The sequence below is a fragment of the Dechloromonas hortensis genome (assembly GCF_009469765.1).
Taxonomy (GTDB): Bacteria; Pseudomonadota; Gammaproteobacteria; order Burkholderiales; family Rhodocyclaceae; genus Azonexus; species Azonexus hortensis.
This window is the reverse complement of the sequence record NZ_SSSQ01000010.1, coordinates 52,292-71,300: the sequence shown is the minus strand read 5'-3', so window position 1 is coordinate 71,300 and position 19,009 is coordinate 52,292. Positions and strand designations below refer to the sequence as shown.

21 protein-coding genes are annotated in these 19,009 nt (G+C 62.3%); 15 read left to right on the top strand and 6 right to left on the bottom strand.

The window, feature by feature from the left end:
• The first annotated feature begins 110 nt into the window (after window positions 1-110).
• Window positions 111-761: a prepilin-type N-terminal cleavage/methylation domain-containing protein gene (locus tag GH663_RS15415; RefSeq protein WP_153132594.1), complete on the top strand. Its 651-nt coding sequence runs from the start codon at window positions 111-113 to the stop codon at window positions 759-761.
• Window positions 762-796: 35 nt separating this feature from the next.
• On the opposite strand, the gene GH663_RS15410 is transcribed toward GH663_RS15415, so the two are convergent.
• On the bottom strand, window positions 797-2,755 hold the full coding sequence (locus GH663_RS15410) for a monovalent cation:proton antiporter family protein (protein WP_153132593.1): 1,959 nt from the start codon (window positions 2,753-2,755) through the stop codon (window positions 797-799).
• A gap of 53 nt (window positions 2,756-2,808) precedes the next feature.
• Here GH663_RS15410 and GH663_RS15405 point away from each other — a divergent pair, with 53 nt between their 5' ends.
• The 6 genes from GH663_RS15405 (at window position 2,809) to GH663_RS15380 (ending at window position 6,948) form a co-directional block, all read left to right on the top strand.
• Window positions 2,809-3,807: a KpsF/GutQ family sugar-phosphate isomerase gene (locus GH663_RS15405; protein ID WP_153132592.1), complete on the top strand. Its 999-nt coding sequence runs from the start codon at window positions 2,809-2,811 to the stop codon at window positions 3,805-3,807.
• A complete protein-coding gene (locus GH663_RS15400) occupies window positions 3,807-4,334 on the top strand; it encodes a KdsC family phosphatase (RefSeq protein WP_153132591.1) in 528 nt (175 codons plus the stop codon). Before GH663_RS15405 ends, GH663_RS15400 begins: the two co-directional genes overlap by 1 nt.
• Window positions 4,331-4,912, top strand: a complete 582-nt coding sequence (gene lptC, locus GH663_RS15395) for an LPS export ABC transporter periplasmic protein LptC (protein ID WP_153132590.1) — start codon at window positions 4,331-4,333, stop codon at window positions 4,910-4,912. The genes GH663_RS15400 and lptC overlap by 4 nt, the downstream gene beginning before the upstream one ends.
• A complete protein-coding gene (gene lptA, locus GH663_RS15390) occupies window positions 4,909-5,511 on the top strand; it encodes a lipopolysaccharide transport periplasmic protein LptA (RefSeq protein WP_153132589.1) in 603 nt (200 codons plus the stop codon). Before lptC ends, lptA begins: the two co-directional genes overlap by 4 nt.
• A 240-nt stretch (window positions 5,512-5,751) precedes the next feature.
• Window positions 5,752-6,306 (top strand): phasin family protein, encoded by a 555-nt coding sequence (locus GH663_RS15385; RefSeq protein ID WP_066882818.1) that lies wholly within the window; start codon window positions 5,752-5,754, stop codon window positions 6,304-6,306.
• A 75-nt stretch (window positions 6,307-6,381) separates the two neighbouring features.
• Complete coding sequence (locus GH663_RS15380; RefSeq protein WP_066882819.1) at window positions 6,382-6,948, top strand: phasin family protein; 567 nt, start codon at window positions 6,382-6,384, stop codon at window positions 6,946-6,948.
• Window positions 6,949-7,019: 71 nt separating this feature from the next.
• Here the strand turns inward: GH663_RS15380 and GH663_RS15375 are convergent, their stop codons facing one another.
• From GH663_RS15375 to hrpA, 3 genes are read right to left on the bottom strand one after another with little or no spacing between them, the layout of a single operon-like run.
• Window positions 7,020-7,784, bottom strand: a complete 765-nt coding sequence (locus GH663_RS15375; RefSeq protein ID WP_153132588.1) for a competence/damage-inducible protein A — start codon at window positions 7,782-7,784, stop codon at window positions 7,020-7,022.
• A complete protein-coding gene (locus GH663_RS15370; protein WP_153132587.1) occupies window positions 7,781-8,515 on the bottom strand; it encodes an EI24 domain-containing protein in 735 nt (244 codons plus the stop codon). Before GH663_RS15370 ends, GH663_RS15375 begins: the two co-directional genes overlap by 4 nt.
• Window positions 8,508-12,503, bottom strand: coding sequence for an ATP-dependent RNA helicase HrpA (gene hrpA, locus GH663_RS15365; RefSeq protein WP_211371170.1), 3,996 nt, complete (start codon window positions 12,501-12,503; stop codon window positions 8,508-8,510). Before hrpA ends, GH663_RS15370 begins: the two co-directional genes overlap by 8 nt.
• 212 nt (window positions 12,504-12,715) lie before the next feature.
• On the opposite strand from hrpA, the gene GH663_RS15360 reads away from it, so the two are divergent.
• The 7 genes from GH663_RS15360 (at window position 12,716) to GH663_RS15330 (ending at window position 16,732) form a co-directional block, all read left to right on the top strand.
• Window positions 12,716-13,162, top strand: coding sequence for a hemerythrin domain-containing protein (locus GH663_RS15360; RefSeq protein ID WP_153132586.1), 447 nt, complete (start codon window positions 12,716-12,718; stop codon window positions 13,160-13,162).
• Window positions 13,163-13,326: 164 nt separating this feature from the next.
• Entirely contained in the window at window positions 13,327-13,692 is a 366-nt protein-coding gene (locus tag GH663_RS15355; RefSeq protein ID WP_066882823.1) for a hypothetical protein, read from the top strand.
• A gap of 71 nt (window positions 13,693-13,763) precedes the next feature.
• Window positions 13,764-13,997 carry a hypothetical protein gene (locus GH663_RS15350; protein WP_153132585.1) on the top strand — a complete coding sequence of 78 codons (234 nt, stop codon included), beginning with the start codon at window positions 13,764-13,766 and terminating at the stop codon, window positions 13,995-13,997.
• Window positions 13,998-14,122: 125 nt separating this feature from the next.
• Entirely contained in the window at window positions 14,123-14,740 is a 618-nt protein-coding gene (gene trhA / locus GH663_RS15345; protein WP_153132584.1) for a PAQR family membrane homeostasis protein TrhA, read from the top strand.
• Window positions 14,741-14,788: 48 nt separating this feature from the next.
• A complete protein-coding gene (locus tag GH663_RS15340; RefSeq protein ID WP_153132583.1) occupies window positions 14,789-15,409 on the top strand; it encodes a DUF1294 domain-containing protein in 621 nt (206 codons plus the stop codon).
• A 95-nt stretch (window positions 15,410-15,504) separates the two neighbouring features.
• Complete coding sequence (locus tag GH663_RS15335; protein WP_211371169.1) at window positions 15,505-16,365, top strand: alpha/beta hydrolase; 861 nt, start codon at window positions 15,505-15,507, stop codon at window positions 16,363-16,365.
• A 100-nt stretch (window positions 16,366-16,465) separates the two neighbouring features.
• Window positions 16,466-16,732: a hypothetical protein gene (locus GH663_RS15330; RefSeq protein WP_066882826.1), complete on the top strand. Its 267-nt coding sequence runs from the start codon at window positions 16,466-16,468 to the stop codon at window positions 16,730-16,732.
• Window positions 16,733-16,781: 49 nt separating this feature from the next.
• Here GH663_RS15330 and GH663_RS15325 read toward each other — a convergent pair whose 3' ends face one another.
• Window positions 16,782-17,069 (bottom strand): RSP_7527 family protein, encoded by a 288-nt coding sequence (locus tag GH663_RS15325; protein ID WP_153132581.1) that lies wholly within the window; start codon window positions 17,067-17,069, stop codon window positions 16,782-16,784.
• Between the two features lie 115 nt (window positions 17,070-17,184).
• Here GH663_RS15325 and GH663_RS15320 point away from each other — a divergent pair, with 115 nt between their 5' ends.
• Complete coding sequence (locus tag GH663_RS15320) at window positions 17,185-18,093, top strand: LysR family transcriptional regulator (protein WP_066882828.1); 909 nt, start codon at window positions 17,185-17,187, stop codon at window positions 18,091-18,093.
• A 24-nt stretch (window positions 18,094-18,117) separates the two neighbouring features.
• Here GH663_RS15320 and GH663_RS15315 read toward each other — a convergent pair whose 3' ends face one another.
• Entirely contained in the window at window positions 18,118-18,879 is a 762-nt protein-coding gene (locus tag GH663_RS15315) for a dinitrogenase iron-molybdenum cofactor biosynthesis protein (protein WP_153132580.1), read from the bottom strand.
• Between the last annotated feature and the right edge of the window lie 130 nt (window positions 18,880-19,009).

Genomic DNA, 19,009 nt, shown 5'->3' with positions numbered 1-19,009 from the left:
TTGGACAGCGCAGACCGGCCAAACATCATCAAATTTGCCAGAACCGGATACTTTTCCATAGGCACAATATTTGCAGGTACTTTTTCAGAAAATACTAATCGGAGCATGCCATGAAAAAGCAACAAGGGGGCTTCACCCTCGTCGAAATTGCCATCGTGCTGGTCATTATCGGCTTGCTGCTGGGTGGCGTGCTGAAGGGGCAGGAATTGATCACCCAGGCAAAAATAAAGAACGTAGCCAACGACCTGAATGGGATGGCAGCAGCTATTTATGGCTACCAAGATCGCTACAAAGCTTTTCCTGGAGATGATGACAAAGCATCCAGCCGTTGGACCGGTGCAAGCAATGGCGACCACAACGGCAAGTTAAGCGGCGCGTTCAATTCCAAAACAGACACTGACGAAACACGGATGTTCTGGAATCACCTACGACTCGCCGGTTTCATCGGCGGAGACACCGCATCGCTTGCTCAACCTCAAAATGCGGCAGGCGGAATTATTGGCGTACAGACAGATGCAGGACCGAGCAGTTCTGTTGAATTGGCCGGCTTGATCGTTTGTTCCTCGAACCTTCCCGGTAAAATTGCAAATGCAATTGACGCTCAATTCGATGATGGTGTCCCCAACAAAGGTACCGTGCGCGGATATAGCCAATCAAGTAGCGTAGCGGCCGATGGCTTGACCAGCCCTACAGCAACGGCATCTGCAACCGCTTACACGGATGATGGAGTCAAGCTCTTTACTATCTGCAAATCGCTTTAATGCCCCTTTGAAAAAGCCCGCTTCGGCGGGCTTTTTCAATTCTGCAGCAGGCGATCTTCCGCTGCAAAAACAGCTTCGGGATCACCCAGCACGACCAGCACATCTCCCTCCTCCAGCCGTGTTTCCGGCGCCGGCTCGACAGCGCGGATGCCGCGACGGCGGATGGCGCTGACTTCGCAGCCCAACTCCTCAAGATTGACCTCGTCCAGCGTCCGACCGACGGCGGCCGCTCCCGGCACGAGCAGAATGGAATGCAAGCGCGGCTGGTGATCGTCATCCTCGTCGCGGTCGCGGTCGCTGATGCCGCGATAGAAACCACGCAGCAGGCTGTAACGTTGCGAGCGGGTCTGACGGATGCGCTTCAGAACACGGTTGATCGGTATGCCGAGCAGGACCAGCGCATGCGAAGCGAGCATCAGGCTGGCTTCCAGGGCTTCCGGCACTACCTCGGCCGCCCCGGCCCGCGTCAGGCGCTCCATGTCGCGCTCATCAGCCGTACGCACCACCACCGGCAAGTCCTGGCGAACCGACTGAATATGGTGCAGCACCTTTTCGGCGAGCAAGGTATCGCTGAAGGTGACGATCACCACGCTCGCCCGCATCAGGCCAGCGGCGATCAACGCCTCTTTGCGCCCGACATCGCCGAACACGACATTTTCGCCGCCTGACGCCGCCTCCCGGACCCGATCGGGGTCAAGGTCAAGGGCAATGTAATTGACCCCCTCCTGCCCGAGGAAGCGGGCCAGGTACTGGCCACTACGGCCGAAACCGCAAAGAATCGCGTGCTTTTCGGTGCCCATCGACTGGGCGGCAATCTGGGTCAACTGCATCGAGCGGAGCAGCCATTCGCCGGAGGCAAACCGCATCACGATGCGCTCACTGTAATGCACGATAAAGGGCGCAATCAGCATCGACAGAACCAGCGCGGTCAACACCACCTGCTCGACGGCCTTGGGCATCCGGGCAATTTCGCCGAGCAGCACGAAACCGAATTCGCCGCCGGCGCAAAGCCAGAGTGCCGAACGAATGGCGTTGCCCGGCGTTGCCCCCAGGCGCCAGGAGAGCAGACCGACCACCAGGCTCTTGGTGACCAGCAGGCCAGCCAGGACCAGCAGAACTTGCCACCACAGGCCCACCAGAATATGCATGTCCAGCTTGACGCCGATGGTGACGAAGAACAGCCCCATCAGCACATCACGGAAAGGCTTGATGTCTTCTTCCACCTGAATGCGGTATTCGGTTTCCGAGATCAGCATGCCGGCTACGAAGGCACCAAGCGCCAGCGAAAGTCCGGCCAGTTCGGTCAATGTGGCCAGGCTGAGCGTGATCAGCAAAACGTTGAGGACAAACACTTCGGACGACTTGGCCCGGGCGACGAAATGGAACCACTTACGCATCAGCTTCTGGCCAAAAACCAGAATGACGGCGAGGACGACAACCGCCTTCAGCAAGGCGATACCGAGCAGCATGGCAAGCTTTTCCGGCGGCTGGGTCAGCGATGGAATCAGCACCAGCAAGGGCACCACGGCCAGATCCTGGAAGAGCAGCACACCCATTATCTCGCGGCCGTGCGCCGAGTCGAGTTGCATCCGCTCGGCCAGCAGTTTGGTCAGCACGGCCGTCGACGACATCGCCAGCACGCCCCCCAGCGCGATGCCCAGTTGCCAGTTGATGCCGAAGAGCATGACCATGCCGGTAATCAGCACCATGCTGACGAGCACCTGCAACAAGCCGAGCCCGAAGACGATGCGCTTCATCGCATAGAGCTTGGGCAGCGAGAACTCGAGGCCGATTGAGAACATCAGGAAAACGACGCCGAACTCGGCGATGTATTCAGCCCGATGCATGTCGTACATCAAGTTCAGCGCATGCGGCCCGATCAGACTGCCGACGAACAGGTAGCCGAGCACCGGCGGCAGATTGAAGCGGCGGAAAATAACCACCGCCAGAACAGAGGCGCCAAGCAACAGCAGAACGAGGGGAAGTGCGCTCAAGGGGCGTTTTCGCGATTCAGGTATACTTCGGCCATCATAACCGCAGCCTGCCCATGAACCCAAGCCTCACCGCCCTTCGTTTTTCGCCGGAACGCGCTCTGGAACTGGGCCGCCAGACCTTGAGCATCGAGGCTGCTGCGGTCGACGCCCTGAAAAACCGGATAAACGCCGATTTTTCCCGGGCCGTCGAGCTGATTCTCAACTGCCACGGCCGTCTGATCGTCAGCGGCATGGGCAAATCCGGCCATATCGCGCGCAAGATCGCCGCCACCATGGCCAGCACCGGGACCCCCGCCTACTTCGTTCACCCGGCCGAAGCCAGCCATGGCGACCTCGGCATGATCACCCGCGACGATGTGCTGCTCGCCCTCTCCAATTCGGGGGAATCGGAAGAGTTGCTGCGTATCGTGCCGCTGGTCAAACGACAGGGCGCCCGACTGATTTCGATGACCGGCTCGGCTAGTTCGACGCTGGCCCGCGAAGCCGACGTGCACCTCGACGCCGGCGTCAGCCAGGAAGCCTGCCCGCACAATCTGGCGCCAACCGCCAGCACGACCGCTGCGCTGGCGCTGGGCGATGCACTGGCCGTCGCCCTGCTCGATGCCCGCGGCTTCGGCCCGGACGATTTCGCCCGCTCGCACCCCGGCGGCTCGCTCGGCCGCCGCCTGCTGACCCATGTCGCCGATGTCATGCGGGCTGGCGAGCAGGTGCCGGCCGTCCTGCCCGGCACCGACATCAGCGAGGCGATTATCGCGATGTCGCGCGGCGGCCTTGGCCTGGTCGCCATCACCGATTTGACCGGCCGGACGCTCGGCATCTTTACCGACGGCGACCTCCGCCGCGCTTTTGAAAAGCGCATCGACCTGCAGCAGGGCAGCATCGACTCGGTGATGCATCCCGCCCCCCGTACCATCGGCCCGGATCGTCTCGCCGTCGAAGCGGTCGAAATGATGGAGCGCCTGCGCATCAACGCCCTCCTCGTCACCGACGCCGACGGCATTCTGGTCGGCGCCCTCAACATGCACGACCTCTTCACTGCCAAGGTTATCTGATGGACGCCAAAGCCCGCGCCGCCCGCATCAAACTCGTCGCTTTCGACATCGATGGCGTCATGACCGACGGCGGCCTGCATTACACCGATGATGGCGGCGAACTGAAAACCTTCAACGTGCAGGATGGCCTTGGCCTGAAATTCATGCAGCGCGCCGGTATCGAACTGGCCATCGTCACCGGCCGAACCTCCGGCGTCGTTGCCGCCCGCGCCGCCGACCTGGGCATCGAACATGTCTATCAGGGCGTCGCCAACAAGCGTGCCGCCGTCGGAAGCCTGCTCGAAAAGCTGGATCTACAGTGGCACGACTGTGCCTTCATGGGCGATGACGTCATCGATCTGCCGGCCATGACCTTGTGCGGATTCGCCATCGCGCCGGCCAATGCCCGCCCGCTGGTCAAGGAACACGCCCACGCCATCACCGATGCCGCCGGCGGCCAGGGCGCAGTCCGCGAAGCGATCGAGTTCATCCTCGCCGCGCAGGGCAAGCTCGAAGCGGCCTTCGCGCCCTACCTCGACCCGCAATGAAGCACTGGCCCAGCCAACTCTTTCCGGTCATCCTGCTCGCGCTGCTGGCCGGGCTCAGTTTCTGGCTGCAAAAAGCTGTCGATATCGGCGAGCAAAAGCACGACGGCAAGCTGCGCCACGACCCGGATGCCATCGCCGAAAACTTCATAGTTCGCCGGTTCGATGCGAGCGGCCAGGTCAAATACCGCCTGACCGCCCCTCATCTCGTGCACTACCCGGACGACGACACCTCCATCCTCAGATCGCCCACTCTGATCACCTATCGCCACGAAGCCCCGCCCTTCACGCTGACAGCAAAGAACGCCAAGGTCACCGCCAAGGGTGAAACGGTCTATCTGTGGGAAGAGGTCAGCGCCACCCGCGCCGCCACCGCCGACCGTCCGGAAATGGTGGCCCGCATGCCCGACCTGACCGTTCAGCCGGATGCCGGCTTTGCCTTTACCAACAGCCCGGTCGAAATCACCCAGGGACAATCCTGGGTCAAGGGCGTCGGCGCCGAACTCGACGACAAGACCTCCACCCTTGTGCTGCAATCACAGGTGACCGGCCTGTACATCCGACCCAGGACTACGCAATGATCCTCCGTCTCGCCACACTGACACTTTGCCTCTTCGCCGCCCAGCCTGCGCTGGCCGAACGGGCCGACCGCGACAAGCCGATGCAGCTTGAAGCCAATCGCGTCTCGATCGACGACGCCAAGAAAATCCAGATCCTTGAAGGCGATGTCGTCATCACCAAAGGCACCATGGTGCTCAAGGCTGATCGCATCGTCATTACCGAAGACCAGTACGGTTTCCAGAAAGGCACCGCATTCGCCGGTAAAGGCGGCCTCGCCCGCTTCCGCCAGAAGCGCGAAGGCAAGGACGAATACATCGATGGCGAAGCCGAGCGGATCGAATACAACAGCAACAGCGAAATTGCCGAGTTGTTTCACCGGGCCTGGGTGAGAAGCGGCGAAGACGAAGTCAAAGGCGACTACATCTGGTACGACGCAGTCAGCGAAAAGTACCTGGTCACCGCTGGCGAAACGCGCGACCCGAAAGCCGGGCCGCCTCGCGTGCGTGCCGTCATCCAGCCCAAGAACAAGGGCAGCGAACCGGTACAGCCCCCCGTTCGCGGCGAACGCCTGGAACTCAAGGGCGCCCCCGGACTGAGCAGCCAACCGAGCAGGGAATAACCCAAAGGCATTTTGCCGCAACGCAATACCAGAGGCACTACATGGTTTGGGGTAGTCGCGCTAAGCCATTGAGAAAGAAGATTAAAAAATATTTTGGTGCACTGCACAAAAGGCTGTTGACATCGAAGTAATCACCTCTATAATTACAGGCATGGTGCAGTGCAACATTGCTTCAGATAAGTGCGCTGCAACGGTTTTTTTGACTGTCTTGCATGACCTTTTAATCTAGGAGATACCACCATGTTCACCACGCCCGAGCAATTCGCTTCCGCCAACAAAGCCACTGTTGACTCCCTGCTCTCCCTGGCCAACACCGCCCTGGCATCTGCCGAGCGCATCGCTGCCCTGAACCTGAACACCGCCCGTTCGCTGATGGAAGATTCCGTCTCCGGCGCCAAGGCCCTGATGGGTGCCAAGGACGTTCAGGAAGCCCTGTCCATCCAGGCTTCCCTGGCCCAGCCGAACGTCGAGAAGGCCGTTGCCTACTCGCGCAGCGTCTACGAAATCTCTGCCCAGACCCAGGAAGAACTGTCCAAGATGGTTGAAGGCCAGTTCGGCGAATTCCAGAAGACCGTCGCCGGCCTGCTCGACAAGGCTGCCAAGTCCGCCCCGGCTGGCTCCGACGTTGCCGTTGCCGCGGTCAAGAGCGCCATCGCTGCCGCCAACTCCGCTTTCGACAACATGAACAAGGCTGCCAAGCAAGTTGCCGAAATCGCCGAAGCCAATGTTGCTGCTGCGACCAACGCCACCGTCAAGGCCGTCGGTTCCGCTGCTGCCGCCAAGAAGTCCAAGTAATCAGTTGTAAAAGCCCCCGCCTCACGGCGGGGGCTTTGTTTCATCCACACTTACCAAAACAGACTGGAGATGATGATGAGCAACCCGAATATTGACCAACTGGCCGCCGCCCAAAAAGCCAATGCCGAAGTGATGATGGCCCTGCTGCGTACCGCCTTCAACGGCGTCGAGCGCCTGACCGCCCTCAACATGGCTGCCTCCCGCGAATTCTTCAACAACACCGTTGCCAGCACCCAGCAACTGATGTCCGCCAAGGACGCCAGCGAAATGGCCAAGCTCAACAGCAATCTCGCCCAGCCGAACGTCGACAAGTTGATGGATTACTCCCGCAACGTGTATGACCTGGTGGCCCAGATGCAGAAGGAAGTGACTTCGGTCATGGAAGCCCAGTACAGCACCTTCACCAAGACCGCGACCAGCGCCGTTGAGAAGGCCAAGGCTTCCGCACCGGTCGGTGGTGACGTGTTCGCCGCCACCATGCAGTCCATGCTCGGCGCCTCGACCAAGGCGTTCGACACCATGACCTCGATGGCCAAGCAACTGTCCGACATCGCCGAAGCCAACATGTCCGCCGCTGGCAAGGCCACCGGCAAGGCCGTCAGCGCAACGACCGCCGCCGCCAAGAAGACCGCCGCCAAGTAACCTGGCGCTTCCGGCTCAAGAAAAACCCGCGAAATCGCGGGTTTTTTTACGTCTACCGCCGGAGTCCCCGACTAGGTACGCCAGGCCCAATCGATGCCGCGCCTTTCGACTTCGGCACGAATTTCCGCCATCGCCTGCTCGACCAACCCAGGCTCGCCTTCGACGCCGAGTTCCAGATGCTTGCGCTCCTTGCCGACCAGCGAAGGCAGCGAGAACAGGCGCAGTGTCGGGTAATCCTTGACGATGCGCTCCATCAGGTCGAGCAAGGCGCTTTCATAGGCCATCGGCCCAGTCAGCAGGACGGCCTTTTCGACCATGCCGCTCACCGCCTTGAATTCATCCCTATAGAAGGTGTCGAGTGCCCATTCGATCATCGGATGCGCCATCTGCGGAAAGCCGGGCACGAAATAATGCCCGTTGGCCATGAAGCCGGGAATGCGGTTGAACGGGTTGGGGACGATCTGCACGCCCAGGGGGAAAGTCACCAACAACTTGCGCTTGTCGGTGATTTCCTCGCCGGCGAAGCGGACCTTCAATTCCTCGTACCCCTCGGCATGCAGTTCGAGATCGACGCCCAGCGCCAGGGCCACGGCCTGCCGGGTATGGTCGTCCGGCGTGTTGCCGATGCCGCCGCAGGAAAACACCACATCGCCGGTTGCCATCGTCCGCTTGAAAGTTTCAGCCAGACGCTGGCGGTCGTCGCCCAGATACTCCACCCACGACAAACGCAAACCGCGTGCCCCGAGCAGTTCGGCAATCTTGGTGAAGTGCTTGTCCTGGCGCTTGCCGGACAGGATTTCGTCGCCGATGATGATGGCGCCAAAGGTACGGCTCATACACGCTCTCCCTCGATGGTGACAATTGCCCCGCCGCGCGAGCGACGGAGGGCTTCCAGCCCGTAATGGACGAATGATAGCGCCGCCAGCGCCGGGACCAGCAGACCGAGCAGCGGAATGTGGGCGAGCAGCGCCATGCTCAGGCCAAGCATGAACAGGGGCGCCTTGTTTTGTTGGCGAATGGCCTGCCACTCCGCTACCGTGGCATGCATCGATAGAGCATCGTAGGCGAAGGTCCGGCGATTGAGCCAAGCCATCAGCAGGAGCGGCAGAATCAGCGACAGACCGGGAATGATCCACAAAGGCAAACTGAGCAGCCAGCCGGCGATGAACAAAAGTGAGGCCAGCACGCTGTTCACCGCAGCAGCGACGAAACTGTCCTTGCCCATCGGCGCCACGTCGCGGTATTCCGTTTCGGAAAGGTGCTTGAGCAGCAGCGGCATGATCACCACGGCGGCGAGCAGCGAGGCAGTCAGGTAGGCGCCGGCGAAGATCGCCATCCAGCCGCCCATGTAGGCCAGGATATGGGCCAGCCAGGCCAGGCCCCAGCCGATCAGCAGGCTCATCGGCGGGTGGCCGAGCAGCCAGTCGACCAGCACGCCCAGCCCCCAGATCGCCAGCACGATCCACAACACCAGCGAGAAAAGCGCCGGCACCAGCACATAGCCCCACACCTTGCCGCGGCGCAGGCTGGCCAGCGAGCGCATCAGCGCCAGCATCACGTCACCCATGCTTGATGCCCTCCCATTGCTTCTGCAGACGCTTGGTCGATACGGGCACCGGCGTCCGCAGTTCCTGCGCATAGAGCCCGACGCGCAGCTCTTCGAGCAGCCAACGGAACTGCTCGATCTGCGGATCGATGGTACCCAGCTTGGCGAGCTGGATGGCGCGGCGTTCGTAGTTGGTCCACAAGGGGCCATACTCGGCCATCAATTGTGCGTCGCGCGCCGGGTTGGCCTTCAGCTTGTCGAGCCGGACCTGGATCGCCTTGAAATAGCGCGGGTAGTGCTGCAGCCGCTCGAAGGGCGTGTCGGTGACGAAATTCTTGCCCATCAGGCGTTTCACCTGCGCCTCGATGTCCTGCACTACCGCGGCGTGAGCCTTGAAGGCTGGCAATTTCTTGGTCACCGCCTGCCATTCGGTGAGCACGGTACCGACCATGCGGCAGACCTCTTGCATGATCAGGCCGAGGCGCGCCTTGCTGTCGCCACAGCGGCTCTTGAAGGCATTCGGCGTCGTCGGCAGCGGCTCGGTCAAGCAGGCTCGCTCGAAGGTCAGGGCAATGATCTGCCGCTTCAGGTCGTCGTTGCTGCCCAGCGCCATGTACTGCATGCCCATCTGGGTCAGGCCGGGCACGTTCTTGTCGAAATACTTCACCTGGTCGCGGAACTGAAGCATGAACAGGCGGAGCAGGCCGACGCGATGGGCGGCGGCCGCTTCTTCGGCCGAATCGAAGACCTTCAGGCTGACGCTTTCGCCGTCATCGGTCAGCCCCGGATAGCCGAGCACGGTCTGGCCGGCGACCGGCACTTCCATCAACTCCGGCAATTCGCCGAAGGTCCAGTCGGTCAGCTTGGTGTATTCGGACGGCGTTTCGTGCAGTTCGGCGAACTCCTGTTTCGCCTCCTTGCCCCACTCGGCGCGCAGGGCGACCAGGCTACGGTTCATGTCGAGCTGGCGGCCATGCTCGTCGATCAGCTTGTAGTTCATCGAGAAGTGCGGCGGCAGCGCGTCGGGCCGGAAGGCATCGGGCGTCACCGCCCAGCCGCGCGCATTCAGGCCGCGCGCTTCGAGAATGTGGTCGATCAGGGGCTGGATCAGCCCCTGATTCATCTTCTTTTCATTGCTGGCGACGGTCGACATGAATTCTTCGACAAATTCCGGCACCGGCACCAGTTTCGCCCGGATCTTCTGCGGCAGCGTCTTGATCAGCTGCATCAGCTTTTCCTTCAGCAACCCGGGCACCAACCACTCCATGCGCTGTACCGGAATCTGATTGAGCTGTGCCAGCGGCAGGGTCAGCGTCACGCCGTCGCGCGGCGAACCCGGCTCGAAATGGTAGGTCAGCGTGTATTCGACGCCGCCGACCTTCAGATGATGCGGGAAGGCCTCGGTCGTGACGCCGGCCGCCGAATGCCGCATCAGGTCGTCCTTCGACAAATAGAGCAGCTTCGGATTGTCGCGCTCGGCCTCCTTGCGCCAATGGTCGAAGGTGGCGCCGTTGTGAATGCCCTCGGGAATGATCGAGTCGTAGAAAGCGAAGATCAGCTCGTCGTCGACCAGCACGTCCTGCCGGCGCTGCTTGTGTTCGAGGTGCTCGATGTCGCGGATCTGCTTCTGGTTGTGCTGGTAGAACGGCCAGCGCTTGGCGTAGGCGTCGTCGATTTCCTCGCCGACCAGGCCCTGGCGGATGAAGATTTCGCGCGCCTCGGCCGGTGCCAGCGGGCCGTAATGGATGCGCCGCTTCGGGTTGATGACCACGCCGTAGAGCGTCGTCCGCTCCCAGCCGGCAACCTGCATCGCCTTCTTTTCCCAGTGCGCGTCGAAGTAGCTGCGCTTGATGAGGTGAGCGCCCACTTTCTCCAGCCAGTCCGGTTCGATGCGGGCGACACAGCGGCCAAAGAGGCGCGTCGTCTCGGTGATCTCGGCCGCCATGATCCACTTGCCGGCCTTCTTTTGCAGCGGCGACGACGGGTGGATCAGGTAGCGAATACCGCGCGCCCCGAGGTAATAGCCGGATTCGTCGGCCTTGCAGCCGAGGTTACCGAGCAGGCCGGAGAGCAGCGCCTGATGGATGGCCTCGTAGGTGCCGGGAATCTCGCTTTCCTTCCAGCCGCCGTCCTTGGCCGCCAGCTCACCGATCATCGAATGCAGCTGGCTGTGCACCTCGCGCCATTCGCGCAGGCGCAGGTAGGACAGGAAATGCGCGTGACAGGTATCGACCAGCTGCTTGTTCGACTTCTTGTGTTCGACGGCGTTCTGGAACCAATTCCAAAGCTTCCACCAACTGAGGAACTCCGACTTCTCGTCGGCAAACAGCTTGTGTTTCTCGTCCGCCGCCTGCTGGCGTTCCTGCGGCCGCTCGCGCGGGTCCTGCACCGAGAGGCCGGCGGCAATGACCATCACTTCCTTCAGACAGCCGAGGTCGCGCGCCGCAACCAGCATGCGGCCGATGCGCGGATCGAGCGGCAGGCGGGCCAGCGACTCGCCAACCTTGGTCAGGCGGTTTTCCTCGTCGAGCCCGCCCAATTCCTGCAACAGCGCGTAGCCGTCGGCAATCGCCTTGGCCGGCGGCGGTTCGATGAAGGGGAAGCTCTCGACATCGGTCAGCTTCAGAGACTTCATGCGCAGGATGACGCCGGCCAGCGAGGAACGCAGGATTTCCGGGTCGGTGAACGGCGCGCGGGCGTTGAAATCCAACTCGTCGTACAGGCGAATGCAGACGCCGGCCGCCACCCGGCCGCAGCGCCCGGCCCGCTGCCGCGCCGCCGCCTGCGAGATCTTCTCGATCTGCAGTTGCTCGACCTTGTTGCGGTAGGAGTAGCGATTGACGCGGGCCAGCCCGGTGTCGATGACGTAGCGGATGCCGGGCACGGTGAGCGAGGTTTCGGCGACGTTGGTCGCCAGCACGATGCGCCGCTGGTTGCCGGATGGCTTGAAAATTCGGTCCTGCTCGCCGGCCGACAGGCGCGAGAAGAGCGGCAGGATTTCGGGCGCATGTGCCGATGACATGCCCGGCCGGGCCAGCGCATGCTTGCGCAAAGCTTCGGCTGCCTCGCGGATTTCGCGCTCGCCGGGCAGGAAAACGAGGATGTCGCCGCTACCCAGCCGTGACAATTCATCGGCGGCATCGACGATGGCGTCGTACAGATCGCGCTCGTCGTCCTGCTTTTCGAGATCGGAAACCGGACGGTAACGCACGTCGACCGGATAGAGGCGGCCGGACACCTCGATCACCGGCGCGCCATTGAAGTGCTGCGAAAAGCGCTCGGCGTCGATGGTCGCCGAGGTGATGATCACCTTCAGGTCCGGCCGCTTCGGCAGCAACTGCTTCAGGTAGCCGAGCAGGAAGTCGATGTTCAGGCTGCGCTCGTGCGCCTCGTCGATGATGATCGCCTCGTAGGCGTTCAAATACGGGTCGGACTGCGACTCGGCAAGCAGGATGCCGTCGGTCATCAGCTTGACCCAACTGTCGGTGGTCGACTTGTCGTGGAAACGGATTTTGACGCCGACCCCAGCCCCGACCTGCGTCTTCAGCTCCTGCGCCAGACGCGTCGCCACCGAACGGGCGGCCAGCCGGCGCGGCTGTGTGTGGCCGATCAGGCCGCGAGAACCGATGCCGAGATCGAGGCAGATTTTCGGCAACTGCGTCGTCTTGCCCGAACCGGTCTCGCCGCAGACGATGACTACCTGGTTTTTCTCGATCAGGTCGGCAATGTCGGCCCGCCGCTCATTGACCGGCAGGTCGGTCTGGAATTCCGGCTTCGGCAGTTTGCCGCGCCGGGCGACGACCGCCGCCTGCGACTGCGCCAGCAGGGCACCGAGCTCGGCCTGCAGTTTTTGCCGTTTTTCAGCGGTCGCCCCTAGGGCCAGCCCTTGTTTTTGTGGTCGTAGCATTTCGCGCTGCAGGGCCAGTAGCCGGCGCGCGTCGGCGGTCAGTGTTGCGCGGAGGGAGTCGTCACGCCGCGAAGGTGTATTCTTGTGGGAAGCTTGGGCCATGGGGGTGCATTATATTCGCCCCAAAAACAAACGCCGCCCAAACGGGCGGCGCATGCTCCTTGCAGCCCGCCAGGAACTGTTTGCGAAGGTGATGGCCTAATCGCCAGACCCGGTATAAACCGAGAGAAGGGAGGTTGTTGTGCCGCCCTTCTGCCCGGCGCGAATCCTGGCCCCTGCCACATCGGATGATTTCTCAGAAGGGAGATCAAGATATGCCCGCAATAAGGGAACAAGCCGTCGAGAAAATGCGCCGGGATCACGATCAAATGCTGCAGTTGATCGAGCGCATCGAGGCCCAGTGTAACCAGCGTGACCGGCTGGACAATTGCAACGACTGCCATTCCAGCCAGCGCGGCGTCTGCCACGGCAATATCGAGCAGATGATCCGGGCCTTCGTCGAAATAACGCTGAAACACAACCTAGTCGAATCGATCTACATGGATGGGATGGTCCCGACAGCGCACCGCATTGCGCACAATCAGGCACACATGGATATCGCGCAGCAGTTGAAGGAGATTCGCGTAGTTTTTTCCGGCGACGGCAACGGCATCCAGGCCATCGAGGGGATCGACCGCGTCCGGGAAACCTTGTTCGCCCACTTCAAGGAGTACGACCAGCAGCTCGAGGGTTATCTCGCGGCGGCTGTCGCCAGCGCCTAGCCCCTTCATGTGCCCCGGAGAACGCTTCGACGCCTGGAGTTCCGGTGCGAACTGGAGCCGGCGTCTGACGAGTTGCTTGGTGCTTCTTGAAGTTGGAAACCATGGTCTGTTCCCGATTTTCAGAAAAGCCGCACGGGGCCGGTTAGCACCATGCTAGAAGAGCGATGAAAAGGCTTCTCCCCGACTTTGAGCATCGCTCTCAACCCGTAATTTCGCTGCATCAGTTCATTGTTCGGCTGGCGCACAGCGGAATCGTTGCCCTTACACTTATAGCCGTTTCGCTGTTTATCGGCATGGTCGGGTATCACATCATTGAGGGTTTGGGCTGGATTGATGCGTTTCTGAACGCATCGATGCTCCTCGGCGGAATGGGCCCCGTAAACACCCCGGTCACATTCGGTGGCAAGCTCTTTGCCGGCCTGTATGCACTCTACTGCGGCCTGGTGGTGATCATCGTCGCCGGCGTCATTCTCGCGCCGATGGCACACCGTGTCCTTCACAGGTTTCACATGGAGAGCGGCGATCGATGAGCACGGCGAGGGATGTACCTCAACCAGCCACAAGGGTAAGTGGCGTCCGCGCCATACCCAAGGAGGCAACCATGAAATCGAGGGTCGTCATTGCAGCCGTATCAACCCTGTTCGCCATTTCCGCCCTCGCCGCACCTGCCCCCTGGTACAAATGGCGCAGCAAGCTGGATGGGAAGGCGCTGTGCACACAGACTTATCCCGGCCAGGGTTGGGAAAAGGTCAGTGGTCCGTACAAGGATGGACGCTGCGAAACAGCCGGGCTTCCCGGCGAATACCCGCTCAGACCACTGATTCAAAGCAAGTAGCCCCCGCCAATAGACACACGCGGTCACAGCTTCGCCACGAACCTCACACGATTTCGCCGGTCGATACCGGTTAGCATCAAGTGATGGCCCGAACACCGGCGCCGCAGACTCGGGGGAGAGGGAACATGTACCACGGGGAAAAATTCAATGCCTGGACACACTTGCTCGGCGCCCTATTCGCGCTGGGCGGCGCCGCCTGGCTGATCAAACTGGCGGCAGCCAGCGGCGACGGCTGGAAGCTGTTCAGCGTAGCCGTCTATGGCGCGACGCTGGTCGTGCTGTACAGCATTTCCACCCTCTATCACAGCGTACGCGGCCGGGCGAAAAATGTGCTGCGCAAGCTCGACCACCTGTCGATCTACCTGCTGATCGCCGGCAGCTACACGCCATTCTGCCTGATCAGCCTGCGCGGGCCGTGGGGCTGGTCGCTGTTCGGCATCGTCTGGACGCTGGGCCTGATCGGCATGCTGCAGGAGATCAAGCCGCGCTCGGAGGCACGCGTGCTATCACTGGTCATCTACGCGCTGATGGGCTGGATCGTGCTGGTCGCCATCAAGCCCTTGCTGGCCAGCATTGGCCTGGCCGGCTTTCTCTGGCTGGCGGCCGGCGGCCTCTTCTATACGGTGGGCATCGTTTTCTTCGCCTTCGACGAGCGTTTCCGCCACTGGCACGGCATCTGGCATCTGTTCGTGATCGCCGGCAGCCTTTCGCATTTCATTGCGATCTTGTTCTACGTGCTGTGAATCGCCGACAATGACGGCCGCTTATCAATTGCCGACGTCATTGAGACCATGCGTTACCAAGGAAAAATCACCCGCTGGAAGGACGAGCAGGGTTACGGCTTCATCACCCCCAACCAGGGCGGGGCGGAAGTCTTCGTCCATATCAAGTCCTTCGCCAATCGTCAGCGGCGGCCGGAAGTCGGCCAGATCGTCACCTACGAACTGGAGCAGGACCAACGGGGACGCCGGCAGGCCCGGGCGACGGATTTCGTCGGCGCGGCGAAAAATGCCCGAAATTCACGGTCGACCGCAGCAAACCGGCTGCCGCTGCTGATTGCCGGCCTTTTTCTCGCCTTCGTTGCATTTTCGGTGCTGGCCGGCAAGCTGCCACTGGCGCTGCTCGGCCTCTATACCGGGGCGAGCCTGGTCGCCTTCATTGCCTACGCCATCGACAAGTCGGCCGCCCGCCAGCAGCGCTGGCGCACCCAGGAAAGCACGCTGCAGCTACTCGCCCTGATCGGCGGCTGGCCTGGCGCCCTGATCGCCCAGAACCGCCTGCGCCACAAAACGAGCAAGGCCTCGTTTCTCGTCGTTTTCTGGGCCTGCGTGCTGCTCAATTGCGCCGCCCTCGGGCTGTTGCTGACCCCATCCGGCAGTCGGGCGCTGAAGACTGCCCTCGGCGTCGCCTGAAGCGGGTCGGTCCGGCAATCCCGGCACGCCTTCCGGCAGCCGCATGTGATAATGCCTTCGTTCTATTCCGAATGGCTTTTTCCTACCTTCCGCCGATGCTCCGCCCTCTTCTCTGCAATCGCCTGAAGTTCATCGTCCTGCTGCTGAGCGCGCTGCTGGCCGGGACAGCCGGCGCCGAAACGCTACTCAAGCGCAATGTCGCCTACGGCAACGACGAGGAACAGCGCTTCGACGTCTATGCCCCGCCCCAGGCCAAGGGGGCGCCGGTCATCCTGATGGTGCATGGTGGCGGCTGGCAGTTCGGCGACAAGGAGATGCGCCGGGTTGTCGAGAACAAGCTGGCACGCTGGGTGCCCAGGGGTTTCGTGTTCGTTGCGGTGAACTATCGTTTATTGCCCAAAATCGGGCCGCTCGACCAAGCTCGCGATGTCGCCCGGGCGCTGGCCATGGCCCAGGAACTGGCGGCGAGCTGGGGCGCGGAACGCAGCAAATTCATCCTGATGGGCCATTCAGCCGGTGCCCACCTGGTCGCGCTGCTCGCCGCCCGGCCGGAACTGGCGGCCGAACAGGGGGCATCGCCCTGGCTCGGCAGTATCCTGCTCGACAGCGGTGCGCTCGATGTGCCGGCCATCATGGGCAGCCGGCATCTGCCGCTCTACGACCGCGCCTTCGGCAAGGACCCGGCCTACTGGCACGCCGTTTCACCCTTCCAGCAACTCAGCCGACCGAGCAGCGCGCTGCTCGCCGTCTGCTCCAGCCAGCGCCAGCACGCCTGCCCGGAGGCCCGCCGCTTTGTCGACAAGGCCAGCCAGTTGGGCACCCGGGCCGCCGTGCTGACGCAGGATCTGTCGCATGGCGAGATCAACCAGAAACTGGGCGAGGAGTCGGACTACACCGCGGCGGTCGAAGCCTTCATGCGCGGCCTGGACAAGCGGGTTGCCCAGGCGCTGAAATAGCGGCCGGCTGGCACGGCTGTTGCACAAAGCGGATAACTGGCTCCGCTGACGTCGACTATCCGACAAAGCGGCCGGCCCGCACAGTCAACCGGAGTCTTTGATGAACGCACATCCCGCCACCGTCGACCGCCACGGCAACGCAGTCCAGCTGGGCGACCGGGTCCGCATTCTGGCCGTATCCCCCGATCCGGACATGGACGAGGACGATCTCGACATGTTCAACGACATGATCGGCTCGACCTGCGAAGTCGAACGCATCGACGACGAAGGGGCTGCCTGGGTCGCAATCTGGTGGAACGGTTTTGACGGGCCGCTGCTGACCACGGTCGGCCTGGCCCCGGGGCAGATGGAAAAGGCGGCCGCGTAGGCCGCTCTATAACAGCCAGCCCGGAAAGTTTTCCCGGCTGGCCAGGCGCTCAGCAGTGACGCTGGGCCTGCGGATTCCACGCAAACAGGCGACGGGCCAGACGGTTCAGGCGCACGCCGAGGGCCGGTCCGGTCTTGCCGGATGCTTGCTGCGGATTCCAGGAAAAGGCCGGGCGCAACGTTGCCGCCACCAGGCTCAACAGGGAAAGCGTACTGTTGCCGAGCAGCAATGCGTACAGACGCAGACGCTCGGCGAACAAGCCTTGCAAACGCTGAATTTCCTGGGCGCGAAGGGCGCGGGCCTGGCGTTCGATGGTTGGGATGTCGATGGGGGTCATGGCTTACTCCTGCTGCGGTGCAACATTGCACGGATCGAACTGTAATTGCATGAGCAACCAATAACAATTACGCCATCAGGAACAACATTTGTGAATTTTCGTCCATAATCAAGCCATGGATCGCTCTGCCGAAATGACCGCCTTCGTCCGCTCCGTCGATACCGGCGGCTTCTCTGCCGCAGCGCGGGAATTGGACCTGACCCCGTCCGCCCTCTCCAAGCTGGTCACCCGGCTCGAAGACCGGCTGGGCGCCCGCCTGCTGCAGCGGACGACGCGCCGCCTGCACCTGACGCCGGAAGGCGAGGCCTTTTACCTGCGGGCCCGGCGCATCCTGGCCGAGATGGACGAAGCGGAAGCCGAAGTGCTGCAGTCGGCCAGCCACCCACAGGGCCTGCTCCGGCTGCATTGCGGCTCGGCCTTCGGCATGCACCAGCTGGCACCGGCCATTCCGCACTTTCTCGAACGCCACCCCGGCGTCCACCTCGACATCACCATCAATGACCAGCCGCCGGCCGCCGTCGAAGAGGGCATCGATCTCGCCATCCGCATCGGTCAGCTCGACGAGTCGTCGATGGTCGCCCGCCGCATCTGCAACCTGGAGCGCGTCATCTGCGCCGCGCCGTCCTACCTGGCCAGGTACGGCACGCCGCGCACGCCGGACGACCTGCATCAGCACAACTGCCTGTGGATCACCAGCCTGCCGGTACTGCGCCGCTGGCCGTTCGATACCGACGACGGCATCCGCGTCGTGCATATCGACGGCAATGTCGTCGCCAACAATGCCGAGACGGTGCTGCAACTGACCATGGCCGGCGTCGGCATCACCCGGCTGACCGATGTCATCGTCGGCGACGCCATCCAGCGTGGCGACCTGGTGCCGATCCTGACCGACTGGCACCACGTCGAGCCGGTGCCGCTCTTCGCCACCTACCCGAGCGGCCGCCACCTGTCGCCCAAGGTGCGGGCGATGGTCGATTTCCTGGTCGAACGCTTTGCCGGCACGCCCTGGCGCAGCGCCGCCTAGCGTCGGGCCGGGCGTTTTTGCCCTTTATTCGTCGTCGACCACGCCCGGCAGGAAGTCCTCTTGGGGGGCAGCACTGTAGTTTTTCAGGCGATTTTCGGCGGCGACGCCGAGTATTTTCAGCAACCAGGGCGGCGGCGACTCGGCCATCGCTTTCTGGAACTGGGCCAGCACAGCCTCGGCCGGTCCGCCGTCGGGCAGCTTGATCGGGTAGATATCGGCCCGAATGACCTTGGCCGCCGCCGGACCGCCAATCGACACGACGTAGCAGACATGGCAATCGCCGATCAGTCTGGCCCGCCACAGGTTGCGGTCCTCGGCGAACTCGGCGTCCATGGTGTCGCGGATATCGACCAGCCGGATGGCTGCCGGCGAAACCTGATAGACGAGAAAGCGCAGGCAGGAGCCGAAATGGCCGCTCAACAGATCGCCCTTGTCGGAGGCGATGGCGACGCGCACCGAACCCGGCATGTCACCATCGCTATAGGGCTGGATCTTGGGCAGCGTGTCGTCGCCCTGGGTTTCGCCCCACAGGATGCGCACGGCCAGTTTCATCGCTTCGAGACCGATGCCGATATCCTCGCCATCCTCTTCGCCATCGACGCTGGCGAAGCCGGTCTTCAACTGGGTAACGGTGACCTTGCGCAGCGCTTCCTCGTCGATCTCGTCGCCCAACTGGCGGCGCAGCAGGTCGATCAGCGACGGCAAGGTCACATTGGGCATGGCCCGCGCTGCCAGCGCCACACGCAGCGCGGCCTCGCGGGTAATCGGAGGCGTGGATTGTTCCATCGTATTGCTCCTCTGTCGGAAAGGGGTTGGGGTTTGAACCTTCTTGCAGAGATAGTGCCAACCCCGGCAAGACCCTGATTTCTAACGGGCACACGCCTTGCTCAATTACCCCCAAACAGCAGAAAGCCCC

What these genes read in the sequence shown, in the direction of transcription:
- trhA (WP_153132584.1), top strand. Translation starts at nt 14,123, where the DNA reads ATGTACCACGGGGAAAAATTCAATGCCTGGACACACTTGCTCGGCGCC.
- GH663_RS15385 (WP_066882818.1), top strand. Translation starts at nt 5,752, where the DNA reads ATGTTCACCACGCCCGAGCAATTCGCTTCCGCCAACAAAGCCACTGTT.
- GH663_RS15415 (WP_153132594.1), top strand. Translation starts at nt 111, where the DNA reads ATGAAAAAGCAACAAGGGGGCTTCACCCTCGTCGAAATTGCCATCGTG.
- GH663_RS15375 (WP_153132588.1), bottom strand. Translation starts at nt 7,784, where the DNA reads ATGAGCCGTACCTTTGGCGCCATCATCATCGGCGACGAAATCCTGTCC.
- GH663_RS15360 (WP_153132586.1), top strand. Translation starts at nt 12,716, where the DNA reads ATGCCCGCAATAAGGGAACAAGCCGTCGAGAAAATGCGCCGGGATCAC.
- hrpA (WP_211371170.1), bottom strand. Translation starts at nt 12,503, where the DNA reads ATGGCCCAAGCTTCCCACAAGAATACACCTTCGCGGCGTGACGACTCC.
- GH663_RS15320 (WP_066882828.1), top strand. Translation starts at nt 17,185, where the DNA reads ATGGATCGCTCTGCCGAAATGACCGCCTTCGTCCGCTCCGTCGATACC.
- GH663_RS15315 (WP_153132580.1), bottom strand. Translation starts at nt 18,879, where the DNA reads ATGGAACAATCCACGCCTCCGATTACCCGCGAGGCCGCGCTGCGTGTG.
- GH663_RS15400 (WP_153132591.1), top strand. Translation starts at nt 3,807, where the DNA reads ATGGACGCCAAAGCCCGCGCCGCCCGCATCAAACTCGTCGCTTTCGAC.
- GH663_RS15370 (WP_153132587.1), bottom strand. Translation starts at nt 8,515, where the DNA reads ATGGGTGACGTGATGCTGGCGCTGATGCGCTCGCTGGCCAGCCTGCGC.
- GH663_RS15335 (WP_211371169.1), top strand. Translation starts at nt 15,505, where the DNA reads ATGCTCCGCCCTCTTCTCTGCAATCGCCTGAAGTTCATCGTCCTGCTG.
- lptC (WP_153132590.1), top strand. Translation starts at nt 4,331, where the DNA reads ATGAAGCACTGGCCCAGCCAACTCTTTCCGGTCATCCTGCTCGCGCTG.
- GH663_RS15325 (WP_153132581.1), bottom strand. Translation starts at nt 17,069, where the DNA reads ATGACCCCCATCGACATCCCAACCATCGAACGCCAGGCCCGCGCCCTT.
- GH663_RS15380 (WP_066882819.1), top strand. Translation starts at nt 6,382, where the DNA reads ATGAGCAACCCGAATATTGACCAACTGGCCGCCGCCCAAAAAGCCAAT.
- GH663_RS15350 (WP_153132585.1), top strand. Translation starts at nt 13,764, where the DNA reads ATGAAATCGAGGGTCGTCATTGCAGCCGTATCAACCCTGTTCGCCATT.
- lptA (WP_153132589.1), top strand. Translation starts at nt 4,909, where the DNA reads ATGATCCTCCGTCTCGCCACACTGACACTTTGCCTCTTCGCCGCCCAG.
- GH663_RS15355 (WP_066882823.1), top strand. Translation starts at nt 13,327, where the DNA reads ATGAAAAGGCTTCTCCCCGACTTTGAGCATCGCTCTCAACCCGTAATT.
- GH663_RS15330 (WP_066882826.1), top strand. Translation starts at nt 16,466, where the DNA reads ATGAACGCACATCCCGCCACCGTCGACCGCCACGGCAACGCAGTCCAG.
- GH663_RS15340 (WP_153132583.1), top strand. Translation starts at nt 14,789, where the DNA reads ATGCGTTACCAAGGAAAAATCACCCGCTGGAAGGACGAGCAGGGTTAC.
- GH663_RS15405 (WP_153132592.1), top strand. Translation starts at nt 2,809, where the DNA reads ATGAACCCAAGCCTCACCGCCCTTCGTTTTTCGCCGGAACGCGCTCTG.